Here is a 10,407-nt window from a genome sequence, read left to right as displayed (position 1 = left end):
GGCCGCCCTCGCCCGCGGCTCGGGCGTGGCGAGGGTGGCCGGCCGGCCCCGGACTGGAGGACACCGGTGATGGAATCAGTGTTCGCGTCTTCGGCGAGCGTGCAGCAGGTCCTGCTCGGCGGTGTGCTGCTGTGGGCGAGCGTCGTGAAGCTCCGCAACCCCGATGCCGCCCGCCGGTCGGCGCTCAAGCGGCTAGTGCGGGAGCGGCACGTGGTGGCCGCGTACCGCGCGGTGGCGTGCGCCGAGCTCGTGCTGGGCGTGCTGCTCGTGGCCCCGCCCGCGGTCGCGGTCGAGGCGTACGCGGCCGTCGCGCTGAGCGTCGGCATGCTCGGCTACCTCGCGTACGCCAAGGTCAAGGCGCCCGACTCGGGCTGCGGTTGCCTGGGGGACAAGGAAACCCCGGTGCGCGCCCGCGGCTTCCTGCGCGCCGGCCTGCTCGTCGTGGCGGGCGTGCTGGCCGCGCTCGGCCCGGCGTGGTGGCCGCTCGCGGTCGCCGACCGTCCACTCGCGACGGCCGGGCTGCTGGTGGCCGAGGCCGCACTGGTCGTCGCCCTGTCGCCGGAGCTGGACCACCGCTGGCTGCTGCCGCTGCGCCGCTGGCGGGTCCGCCTGTCGCACCCGCTGGCGGGCAACCGCTCGGCCGCGATCCCGCTCGAGTCGACCGTGCAGCAGCTGCTGAAGAGCGACGCGTACCGGTCGGTCGTGGACCAGCTGCGCTCGGACCTCCTGGACTCGTGGGAGGAGGGCGAGTGGCGGATCGTCACCTACGCCGCCCGCACCGACGAAGGGCACGCGACCGCCGTGTTCGCCGTGCCGCTGCGGGACTACCGGCCAGACGACGTCCGCGTGGCGCTCGTCCCGGAGTCGGCGGAGGCGCTCAGCGGCTCGTGAGGAAGGGGTCGGACCCGCCGTCGAGGGCCGGCGGGTCCGACAGGTCAGAAGATCCAGCCAGCGAACAGCGCCGGCGACGCGGCGACCGCGCTGAACCGGATGAACCGGCCGACCAGGCCGGCGCCGACGAACGCGGAGACACTCATCCGCACCATGCCGGCGAGCACCGAGGTCGCCATGAACGGCGGCAGCCCGAGCACCGAGCTGACCCCGTACGTGCCGACCATCCAGCGCGGGTGGCGGTGGCACTTCTCGCGCAGCGCCTCGATCCAGCCGCGGATCCGCTTGGTCCGCAGCTGCCAGCGCAGCCGGCGGGCGCTCGGCGGGCCGGGCGCCCGCTTGCGATGCATCCAGCGCGGCAGGGGCAGCTGGCCCTTCGCCGCGTAGTAGTAGACGAGCTTGCCGCCGACCTGGCCCACGGCGACCACCGCGCCGAGCGCGAGCCAGGGGATGTGCGGCTCCTGCAAGGCGAGCCCGACCAGGAAGATCTCGATGCTGAGCAGCGGCAGGATGGCGGAGCCGAACGCGACACCGAGGGTGACGCACAGCCACGCAAACACCAGCCAACTCCCAGCGACATCGACGAACGCGAACAGACTAGTTGTTACCTATACGTGTTGTCGGTCAGACCAGTTCAATACGTAGCGTTCCGGTCAGCCGTATTTCGCGGAGTGGCCGGCCACCTGCATCGAGTGTGCGGACCGTGCCGTCGGCTACCCAGCCGGCGCGATCGTAAAACCCCAGCGTCGCCTTGTCCGTCTCCGGCACCCACGCGATGCCCCGTGTCGAGCCGGCCTCGCGCATGGCCCGGCCGGCCTCGGCGAGCAACCGCCCGCCGTGCCCGCGCCGGCCCCAGCGCGGCTCCACCAGCACGGTGCTGACCAGCGCGACCGTCGCCGAGTCCTTCGCCGGCGAGCCGTCCGCGCCCGCGGTCTCGTCCTCCGGCGCCGGCCCGGCCGCGCAGAACCCGACGAGCCAGTCGCCCTCGGTCGCCACGAACACCTGCGCCGGGCCCTGCTCGATGGTCTGCCGCCAGGTCAGCTCGGCCTCGCCGGCGTCCAGCTCGGCCAGGACCTGCGGTGGCAGCAGGTCGGCGTACGCGGTGCGCCAGGTGTCCAGCTGGATACGGGCGATCTCCGCGGCGTCGTGCGGCTCGGCGGGTCGGACGGTGGCATCGGCCATGACCGCAACCTACCGGCCGGACCGCCTGCGCGGCGGCGTGGCCGGGACGTACCCTCTCTGCTCGTGACCGCAGTCTCCGTCCCCGGCTACGAGGTGCTCGACCCGTTGGGGCGGGGCGGTTTCGGCGTCGTGTACCGGGCGCGCCAGGTCACCATCGACCGCGAGGTCGCCATCAAGGTCGACAACCGGCTGATCCTCGACGACCGCGACCGGCGCCGGTTCCTCCGCGAGGTGCGCGCCGCGGGGCGGCTGTCCGGGCACCCGCACGTGGTGGAGATCTACGACGCCGGCGTGCTGCCCGACTCGCGGCCGTACCTGGTGATGGAGCTGTGCCCGGGCGGCTCGCTGGCCGACCGCGGGCGGCTGCCGGTGCGCGAGGTCGTCGAGGTCGGCACCCGGATCTGCGACGCGCTCGCGGCCGCGCACGACCTCGGCGTGCTGCACCGCGACATCAAGCCCGGCAACATCCTGGTCAAGCGGTACGGCGCGGTCGGGCTCGCGGACTTCGGGCTCGCCGCCGTGGTCGAGGCCGGCCGCGACTCGTCGGTCACGCTGGCCGCGCTCACCCCGGCCTACGCCGCGCCGGAGGCGTTCCACCTGCACCCGCCGACCGTGCAGTCCGACGTGTACGCGCTGACCGCCACGCTGTACACGCTGCTCACCGGCGTGCCGCCGCGCTTCCCTTCGGAGGGCGACCTGAGCGTGCCGGAGATCGTGCGCCGGCACGACGCGCCCATCGACGACATCCCGGGCATCCCGCCGGAGCTGATGGCGATCCTGCGCCGCGGCCTCGCGAAGGACCCGGCACACCGCTACGCGGAGGCCGGCGCGCTCGGGGCCGACCTCGCCCGGCTCGCCGTCGGTGACGCGGGCGGGCCCCGGCACGCCGTCACGCAGGCCGTGACGACGGTGGCCGCGCCGCGTCCGTCCGCGCCACCGGACGGGCCACCGGTCGCGCCACGGCCACCCGTCCCGTCATACCCGCACGCCTCCGGTGTGCCGCCGCGGATACCGGCCGCCAACCCGCCCGCCGGCCCGCCGTCCGCGCCACCGGCGAGCCCGCCGCTCGGCCTGTCCATGCCACCGGTCAGCCCGCCGTCGGGTATGCCGTCCGTCGCGCCCGGTCCGCCTTCCGGCTCACCGTCCGGCCCGCCTCCCGGGCCGTCCGCGTCGTCGCACTCCCGGCGGCCGCTGCTCCTCGCGGGTGGGGCGCTGGTGGCGGTGCTGCTGGTGGTGGCCGGCGTGTGGTTCGCGCTCAAGGACTCGACCGAGGGGCCCGGCTCCGGCGACCGGACCACGGGGTCCACCGCAGCCCAGCCCGCCGCGGACGGCGACACGCAGCGGTACGGGGTGCCGACGGTGACCGAGAACTGCCCGGCCGCGGCCGTGCCGGACGCCGGCGCGCGGTGCACGAAGCGGGCGCAGTGCTGGAGCGGGATCGTCGTGATCCAGGGCCAGCTCGGCAGCATCCGCGAGCTCGCGTGCACGGAGAGCCACGTCTACGAGACGTTCGCGATCGCCGCCATGCCCGCCGCGGTCGTCGACCCGTACCAGGACAAGCTCGCCGCGGACGCGTCCGTGCAGCGGGTCTGCTCGGCGCAGACGATGCTCGCCTCGCGGTTCGGCGACGCGAAGAAGTACGGCGCGGACAAGTGGTCGATCGAGATCCTGCCGCCCACGCCCGACGACCGGGCTGCGGGCCGTGACATCTACCGCTGCGTCGCCACGCTTACGGGTGTCGAGAACATCAACGGATCGGCGTTCCGTCCCCCTGAGTAACCGGCGAGTTTTTGTCGGTGGTTCGTGCGATGGTGTCGACGTGAGCAACACCGCCATCGACAGACCTGCCGCCGGCACCCACGCCGGCTGGCTCGCGTGGACCGCGCTCGGCGTCGTGTACGTCGTGTGGGGATCCACGTACCTCGCCATCCGGTTCAGCGTGGAGACCATGCCGCCGCTGCTGTCCGCCGGTGCGCGGTTCCTGGCGTCCGGTCTCTTGTTGTGCCTGGCCGTGCTGGTGTTCGCGGGCCCGGGCGGGTTCCGGATGACGTGGCCGCAGTTCGGCACCGCGGCGCTGGTCGGCCTGCTGCTGCCGGGGTGGGGCAACGGGCTGGTCGTGGTCGCCGAGCAGCACGTGGCGTCCGGGCTGGCCGCGCTGCTGATCGCGTGCATCCCGCTGTACGTGGTCGTGCTGCGCCGGCTGATCGGCCAGCGGCCGCCGCCGGTGACGCTGGCCGGCGTGCTGATCGGGGTGGTCGGCCTCGCGGTCCTGCTGCTCGGTGGGCCGGTCGCGGGCGCGCACGGCTCGGCGTGGTGGGGTCCGTGGCTGGTGCTGGTCGCCGCGGCCGGCTGGGCGTCGGGCACGGTCGCCGGCTCGCGATTACCCGTGCCGCCGAACCCGGTCACGTTCTCGGCGGTCGGCATGCTGGTGGGCGGTGCGGCGCTGACGGCCGGCGGGTTCGCGGCCGGCGAGCCGCTCGACCTGGGCGCGGTGAGCACGGGCTCCTGGCTCGGCTGGGTGTACCTGGTGCTGTTCGGCGCGCTGGCGTTCAGCGCGTACGTCTACGCGCTGGGCCGCCTGCCCGTGTCGACCGTGGCCACGTACGCGTATGTGAACCCGGTGATCGCCGTGGTGCTGGGCGTGCTGCTGGCCGACGAGCGGTTCGGCCCGGTACAGCTCGCCGGCGGCCTGGTGGTCGTGTGCGCCGTCGTCCTCGTGGTGCGGGCGGAGAGCCGAGCGGCGCGTGACACCGCTGTCCCGGAAGGAACTCCTCGATGACGGCCACGCTCGGCGCGGACGCCGCGCGCCGGATCGCCCTGGCGGCGCAGGGATTCACGGACGCCCGGCCCGCGGGCGAGGTCACGCGGCGGCACCTGGGCCGGGTGCTCGACCGGGTGCGGCTAATCCAGCTGGACTCGGTGAACGTGGCGGTGCGGGCGCATTACATGCCGCTGTTCAGCCGCCTCGGGCCGTACCCGGTGGCGCTGGTGGACGACGCGGCGTGGGCGCACAGCGCGCGGCGGCCACGGTTGCTGGCCGAGTACTGGGCGCACGAGGCGAGCCTGCTGCCGGTGGCGGACTGGCCGCTGTTCCGGTGGCGGATGCGGGACTACGAGAAGAAGCTGGGGGAGCGGTACGCGAAGTTGCTGAAGGACTCGCCGGGCCTGTTCGACGACGTGCTGGCGGCGGTGAAGGACCTGGGCCCGATCGGTGCCGGTCCTCTCGAGACCGAGCTCGGCCTGGCCGGCCGGCGTGCGGGTGGCGGCTGGTGGCACCGCTCGTCGGTGAAGCACGCGTGCGAGTATCTGTTCGCGGTCGGCGAGCTGACGACCGGTGCGCGGCGCGGCTTCCAGCGGCTGTACGACTTGCCGGAACGGGTGCTGCCGCCGGAGGTGCAGCGCGCACCGGAACCGTCCACAGAGGACGCGATCCGGGAGCTGACCCTGCGCGCGGCCACGGCCCACGGCATCGCGACGGAGCCCGACCTGCGGGACTACTACCGCATCCGGCCACCAGAGCTCAGCAAGCAAGCGGTGGCCGACCTCGTCGAGTCGGGCGTCCTGGAGAAGGTGACGGTCCGCGGCTGGGCGCAGCCGGCGTACCGGCACGTCGAAGCGCGCCAGCCCCGGCGCGTGCACGGCCGCGCGCTGCTGTGCCCGTTCGACCCGCTGATCTGGGAGCGCGCCCGGACCGAGCGCGTCTTCGGCTTCCGCTACCGCATCGAGATCTACGTGCCGGAGCCGAAGCGCGTGTACGGCTACTACGTGTTCCCGTTCCTGCTGGACGGCGAGCTCGTCGCGCGGGTGGACCTGAAGACGGATCGGCAGGCCGGGGCCCTGCGGGTGCGCGGCGCCTTCGCGGAGCCGACCGCACACGCGCCCCGCGTGGCGGCGGAGCTGGCGGCGGAGCTACAGGTCATGGCCGAGTGGCTCGGGCTGGACAGAGTCGTTGCCGACGAACGGGGGTCGTTGGCTCCCGCGTTGCGGGCCGTCCTCGGGTGAGTTCGGGGCTGGATCCGCTGGCTGACCGTGGCCGGGGCGGCGGGGGTGCCGGGGGTGCCGGGGCGGCGGTTTTGACGCGGGTGGCGGTTTCGTTGCCGGCCGTGCCACCTGTCCGCGCGGGCGACCTTGTGGCCTGGGAAAGCCAGAGGCCGGGTGGCGCGCGGAGCTGCGCGGCCACCCGGCCTCCTCCCCCTCTTGTTTCCCCCTTGTTCCCCCCGCCCCCTACTTCCCCCTCCGCTCTACTGGGACCGGAATCAGTCCACCGCGGTCGTGACCAGGGCCGAGCCCGAGCCCGTCCGGCCGCGCACTCGCAGCGCCGGCGCCGACTCCGGGGGCGTCGACGACAGGTCCAGGTCGCTGCGGGCCTCGCCCGAGCCGGAGGACAGGTCGATCTCCGCCGCGCTGCCCGCCTGGACGCCGACGCGGATCGCGCCTGAGCCGGTGTGCAGCTCCAGCTGGCCGGACGCCGCGTTGGCGATCGTCACGTTGCCGCTGCCCGTGCGGGCCAGGACGTCCGACGTGACCGCGCCCAGCCAGACGTCACCGCTGCCGGTGACCACCGTGCTCACGCCGCCCACCGACGTCACCTCGACGTCGCCGCTGCCGGTCTTGGCCCGGACACCGGCGGCCATCGGGCCCAGGCGTACGACACCGGAACCCGTGTCGACCTTCGCCGCGCCCGAGGCCTGGTCGGCGCTCACGCGGCCCGAGCCGGTCACCAGCTCCAGCCGGCCGGCGGCGCCGCCGACGGTCAGGTCGCCGGAGCCGGACTTCGCCGTGACGTGGCTGCCCACGGGCGCCTGCACGGACACCGCCACGGCCACGTTGCGCAGCTGCATGTCCTTCGGCGTCCGGACGACCAGCCGCCCGCCGGTGAAGTCGACTCTCGTCTGGCGCACGGCCTCGGCCGGCACGCTCGGCGGCGCTTCGTCGAAGCCCTGGCCGAACTGGGTGTTGATCCAGTTCATCAGGTTCGACATGCCCATCGCGAACGGGCTCGCACCCGCCGGGTCGTGCCGCACCTCCACGTGCACCCCCGGCTCGTCCACCAGCCGCACGTCGATCCGCCCCGGACCGGTGGCCAGGTCCAGCTCTACCGGACCCTCGGCCTCGAAACTCTGCCGCCGGACCAGATCCTCGACATCCTCGGTCATCGCCCTCATCCCTCGTACCAGCCGTGCACGCGGGACGACGAGCCGCTCCCGCCCTTGTGTTCCTGCGACCACTCGTTCCAGCCGTACCGGCCCCACTCCTTGCCGCGCCGGCCCTTCCCGTGCAGTGCCCCCTGCACGGCCTGCTGCACGAACGTGTTCAGCGAGACGCCCTGCGCCGCGGCGGCCTGCTCGGCCTTGCTCTTCAGCTGCTCGAACAAACGCAGCGTCATGCGGCTCATGTCCCCGCCCTCGTCCGGCGGCGGCAGCTCCTCCTCGTGCGGCTGCTCGCGTGACGAGCCGGTGCCGGTGACGACCACCTGGACGTCCCGGCCGTCGAGCCGGACCTCCACGACGTGGTCCTCCAGCGAGGCGGTGACCTCGGCGGCGAGATCGGAGAGCGCGTTCATGATCGCCAGCCGCGCGGCGGGCTCCAGCGCGGCGGCCAGCACCGCGGCCGCGCGCCGGGTGTTCTCGTCGCCCGCGGAGGCCGCTGTGGTCAGGTCCTCCCGCATGGCGGCGACGTACGGTGTGAGATCCATGATGTCACTATGGCATCAGATCTGACGTCAGGCAAGGGCGAATGATGTCACCGTGATGTCAGGCGATGTCGTGACGTCCTGACGACGCCTCGACAACGAACGGCGGCCGGACTTTGCTCCGAGCGGCGTGGATCCCGATTCGGCGAGGGCCGCCGGTTAGAGTTCGGGGCATGACGGAGACCGTGGCCCCGAAGGTGCAGCTCGTCGCCAAGACGGAGTTCTTCCCACCGGCCGACGTGCCGTGGTCCACCGACGCGGACGGGGGTGAGGCGCTCGCCGAGTTCGCCGGCCGCGCCTGCTACCAGTCCTGGAAGAAGCCAAACCCGGCCACCGCCACGAACGCCGGCTACCTGCGGCACATCCTCGAGGTCGGCCACCTCTCGGTCCTGGAGCACGGAACCGTCAGCTTCTACATCACCGGCATCTCGCGCAGCCTCACGCACGAGCTGATCCGCCACCGCCACTTCTCCTACAGCCAGCTCTCCCAGCGCTACGTGCCGGAGAAGAACGCGAAGATGGTCGAACCCGGCGTCATCGCGAGCGACCCCGTGCTGCACGAGAAGTTCCTCGCCGCGGCCGAGGCGAGCGTCGCCGCCTACACCGACCTCCTCCGGGGACTCGAGGAGCGCTTCGCCGACGTGCCCAACGCGACCCTGCGCCGCAAGCAGGCCCGCCAGGCCGCCCGCGCGGTGCTGCCCAACGCCACCGAGACCCGCATCGTCGTGACCGGCAACTACCGCGCCTGGCGGCACTTCATCGCCATGCGCGCGAGCGAGCACGCCGACGTCGAGATCCGCGAGCTCGCCGTGGAATGCCTGCGGCAGCTGCAGAAGGCGGCCGCCAACGTGTTCGACGACTTCGTGATCTCCACGCTGCCGGACGGCTCCGAGGTCGCCTCCAGCCCGTTCGTCACCGAAGGATGAAACGCCTCGTAGTCGACGTCCGCGGCGGCGACTACTCCGTGCTGCGCCTGCCGCCGGGCACCGCGCCCGAGCCGCACCTGTTCACGGTCGGCGGCGTGACCGTGGTGTCGGTGATCAGCGCGCCGGACGGCGTCACCGTGGTATGCCCGACCCGCGTGGCGCCCGCGTCCGAGCACCGGGAGGACGGCTGGCGGCTGCTGTCCGTCCGCGGCCCGCTGGAGTTCGCGCTCACCGGGATCGTGGCCGCGCTCTCGGGCGAGCTCGCCGCGGCCGGCGTCAGCCTGTTCGCCGTCTCGACCTACGACACCGACCACGTGCTCGTGAAGTCCGACGACCTCGAGCGCGCCGTGCAGGCACTGCGGGAGGCCGGCCACGAGGTCGGCCCGCTCTAGACCGGGTCGGCCGGCACGAACTCCGCGCGCACGCCCAGCAGCCGGATCGGCCGGTCGGCGGCGAAGCGGGCCAGCACCTCCAGCGCCGCCTCCTCGATGACCGCCGCCGAGCTCGTCGGCGCGGGCAGCGTCATGCTCCGGGTGTGGGTGAAGAACGGCGCGAACCGCACCTTCACCGCGACCCGCGCCGCCGGCCGGCCCTCCGCGACCACGTCGTCGGCCACCCGCCGGGCCAGCGCCGCCACCTCGGCCGCCACGTCCGACGGCGACGTCAGGTCCTGCTGGAACGTCGTCTCCCGCGAGCGCGACCGCGGCACGTACGGGGTGCCGCGCACGGTCGTCGATCCTGCGCCCAGCGCGAGCGTCCGGCACCACGGGCCGATCCGCGGACCCAGCCGCGCCGCGAGGACGTCCGGGTCCGCCCGGGCCAGGTCGGCGACCGTCACGTAGCCGAGCTCGGCGAGCTTGCGCGCGGTCTTGCGGCCGATACCCCACAGCGCCTGGGTCGGCCGGTCCGCCATCACCTCGACCCAGTTGTCCCGGGTCAGCTCGAACACCCCGGCCGGCTTCGCGAACCCGGTCGCCAGCTTCGCGCGCAGCGTGTTGTCCCCGATGCCGACCGAAGAGGACAGCTGCGTCTTCTCCTCCACCTCACGCTGGATGTCCCGCGCGACCGCCCACGGGTCCTCAGTGGACACACCGAGGAACGCCTCGTCCCAGCCGAGCACCTGGACGACCGCGTCGAACGAGCGCAGCGTGTCCATCACGACCTCGGACGCCGCCTCGTACGCCGGCGCGTCGTGCGGCAGGAAGACCGCGTCCGGGCACTTGCGGGCGGCCAGCCGCATCGGCATCCCCGAGTGCACGCCGAACTCGCGCGCCTCGTAGGACGCCGTGGCCACGACCGCCCGCTGCGTGGGGTCGCCGGCGCCGCCCACGATCACCGGCCGGCCGCGCAGCTCGGGCCGGCGCAGCACCTCGACCGCGGCGATGAACTGGTCGAGGTCGACGTGGAGTATCCAAGCCGCCATGACGACAGTGTGGCGCGCGTTAGCATTCCGCGCGTGACCCAGCCGGAACAGGAGCAGACCACCCGAGCCACCCAGCACAGCGGCCAGCGCGTGATCGCGGGCCGCTACGTCGTGCTGGAGGAGATCGGCCGGGGTGGCATGGGAATCGTCTGGCTCGCCGAGGACAACACGATCGGCAGACGGGTCGCGATCAAGGAGCTGCACCTGCCGGCCGGGGTGCCGGACGACGAGCGCAAGGTCCTCGAGGAGCGGGTGCTGCGCGAGGCGCGGACCGCGGGACGGCTCAACGACCC

At 73.6% G+C, this 10,407-nt stretch carries 11 protein-coding genes and 1 pseudogene; 7 read left to right on the top strand and 5 right to left on the bottom strand.

Annotation, left to right across the window (positions count from 1 at the left end; translation table 11 throughout):
* Positions 1 to 891 (top strand): MauE/DoxX family redox-associated membrane protein (locus VH969_RS19415; RefSeq protein WP_331976173.1); only part of this gene is annotated, 891 nt, incomplete at its 5' end.
* A gap of 44 nt (positions 892 to 935) precedes the next feature.
* Here VH969_RS19415 and VH969_RS19410 read toward each other — a convergent pair.
* Together VH969_RS19410 and VH969_RS19405 are read right to left on the bottom strand one after the other, a co-directional pair.
* A complete protein-coding gene (locus VH969_RS19410; RefSeq protein WP_331976171.1) occupies positions 936 to 1,451 on the bottom strand; it encodes a hypothetical protein in 516 nt (171 codons plus the stop codon).
* A 64-nt stretch (positions 1,452 to 1,515) separates the two neighbouring features.
* Positions 1,516 to 2,073, bottom strand: coding sequence for a GNAT family N-acetyltransferase (locus VH969_RS19405; RefSeq protein ID WP_331976169.1), 558 nt, complete (start codon positions 2,071 to 2,073; stop codon positions 1,516 to 1,518).
* A gap of 63 nt (positions 2,074 to 2,136) precedes the next feature.
* Between VH969_RS19405 and VH969_RS19400 the strand changes: the two genes are divergently transcribed.
* The 3 genes from VH969_RS19400 to VH969_RS19390 are packed head-to-tail and all read left to right on the top strand — an operon-like array spanning position 2,137 to position 6,075.
* Complete coding sequence (locus tag VH969_RS19400) at positions 2,137 to 3,852, top strand: serine/threonine-protein kinase (RefSeq protein WP_331976167.1); 1,716 nt, start codon at positions 2,137 to 2,139, stop codon at positions 3,850 to 3,852.
* 40 nt (positions 3,853 to 3,892) lie between these two features.
* On the top strand, positions 3,893 to 4,852 hold the full coding sequence (locus tag VH969_RS19395; RefSeq protein WP_331976165.1) for an EamA family transporter: 960 nt from the start codon (positions 3,893 to 3,895) through the stop codon (positions 4,850 to 4,852).
* On the top strand, positions 4,849 to 6,075 hold the full coding sequence (locus VH969_RS19390) for a winged helix-turn-helix domain-containing protein (protein WP_331976163.1): 1,227 nt from the start codon (positions 4,849 to 4,851) through the stop codon (positions 6,073 to 6,075). The genes VH969_RS19395 and VH969_RS19390 overlap by 4 nt, the downstream gene beginning before the upstream one ends.
* Positions 6,076 to 6,329: 254 nt before the next feature.
* Here the strand turns inward: VH969_RS19390 and VH969_RS19385 are convergent, their stop codons facing one another.
* Positions 6,330 to 7,229 carry a DUF4097 family beta strand repeat-containing protein gene (locus VH969_RS19385; RefSeq protein ID WP_331976161.1) on the bottom strand — a complete coding sequence of 300 codons (900 nt, stop codon included), beginning with the start codon at positions 7,227 to 7,229 and terminating at the stop codon, positions 6,330 to 6,332.
* A gap of 5 nt (positions 7,230 to 7,234) precedes the next feature.
* Positions 7,235 to 7,768, bottom strand: coding sequence for a toxin-antitoxin system HicB family antitoxin (locus tag VH969_RS19380; protein ID WP_331976159.1), 534 nt, complete (start codon positions 7,766 to 7,768; stop codon positions 7,235 to 7,237).
* Between the two features lie 170 nt (positions 7,769 to 7,938).
* Here VH969_RS19380 and thyX point away from each other — a divergent pair, with 170 nt between their 5' ends.
* Positions 7,939 to 8,691: an FAD-dependent thymidylate synthase gene (thyX, locus tag VH969_RS19375; RefSeq protein WP_331976157.1), complete on the top strand. Its 753-nt coding sequence runs from the start codon at positions 7,939 to 7,941 to the stop codon at positions 8,689 to 8,691.
* On the top strand, positions 8,688 to 9,083 hold the full coding sequence (locus tag VH969_RS19370) for an ACT domain-containing protein (protein WP_331976155.1): 396 nt from the start codon (positions 8,688 to 8,690) through the stop codon (positions 9,081 to 9,083). Before thyX ends, VH969_RS19370 begins: the two co-directional genes overlap by 4 nt.
* On the opposite strand, the gene VH969_RS19365 is transcribed toward VH969_RS19370, so the two are convergent.
* Complete coding sequence (locus VH969_RS19365; RefSeq protein WP_331976153.1) at positions 9,080 to 10,114, bottom strand: DNA polymerase IV; 1,035 nt, start codon at positions 10,112 to 10,114, stop codon at positions 9,080 to 9,082. The two genes, VH969_RS19370 and VH969_RS19365, sit on opposite strands and share 4 nt — an antisense overlap.
* Before the next feature lie 33 nt (positions 10,115 to 10,147).
* On the opposite strand from VH969_RS19365, the pseudogene VH969_RS19360 reads away from it, so the two are divergent.
* Positions 10,148 to 10,407: pseudogene (locus tag VH969_RS19360) on the top strand (serine/threonine-protein kinase); the annotation flags it as partial.

Origin of the sequence: Actinophytocola sp. (assembly GCF_036555685.1) — a bacterium.
Taxonomy (GTDB): Bacteria; Actinomycetota; Actinomycetes; order Mycobacteriales; family Pseudonocardiaceae; genus Actinophytocola.
This window is presented reverse-complemented; position numbering and strand designations above follow the sequence as displayed.

Excerpts from the sequence above, each read along its gene's own strand:
- thyX (WP_331976157.1), top strand. The coding sequence starts at position 7,939 with ATGACGGAGACCGTGGCCCCGAAGGTGCAGCTCGTCGCCAAGACGGAG.
- VH969_RS19385 (WP_331976161.1), bottom strand. The coding sequence starts at position 7,229 with ATGACCGAGGATGTCGAGGATCTGGTCCGGCGGCAGAGTTTCGAGGCC.
- VH969_RS19380 (WP_331976159.1), bottom strand. The coding sequence starts at position 7,768 with ATGGATCTCACACCGTACGTCGCCGCCATGCGGGAGGACCTGACCACA.
- VH969_RS19390 (WP_331976163.1), top strand. The coding sequence starts at position 4,849 with ATGACGGCCACGCTCGGCGCGGACGCCGCGCGCCGGATCGCCCTGGCG.
- VH969_RS19365 (WP_331976153.1), bottom strand. The coding sequence starts at position 10,114 with ATGGCGGCTTGGATACTCCACGTCGACCTCGACCAGTTCATCGCCGCG.
- VH969_RS19370 (WP_331976155.1), top strand. The coding sequence starts at position 8,688 with ATGAAACGCCTCGTAGTCGACGTCCGCGGCGGCGACTACTCCGTGCTG.
- VH969_RS19405 (WP_331976169.1), bottom strand. The coding sequence starts at position 2,073 with ATGGCCGATGCCACCGTCCGACCCGCCGAGCCGCACGACGCCGCGGAG.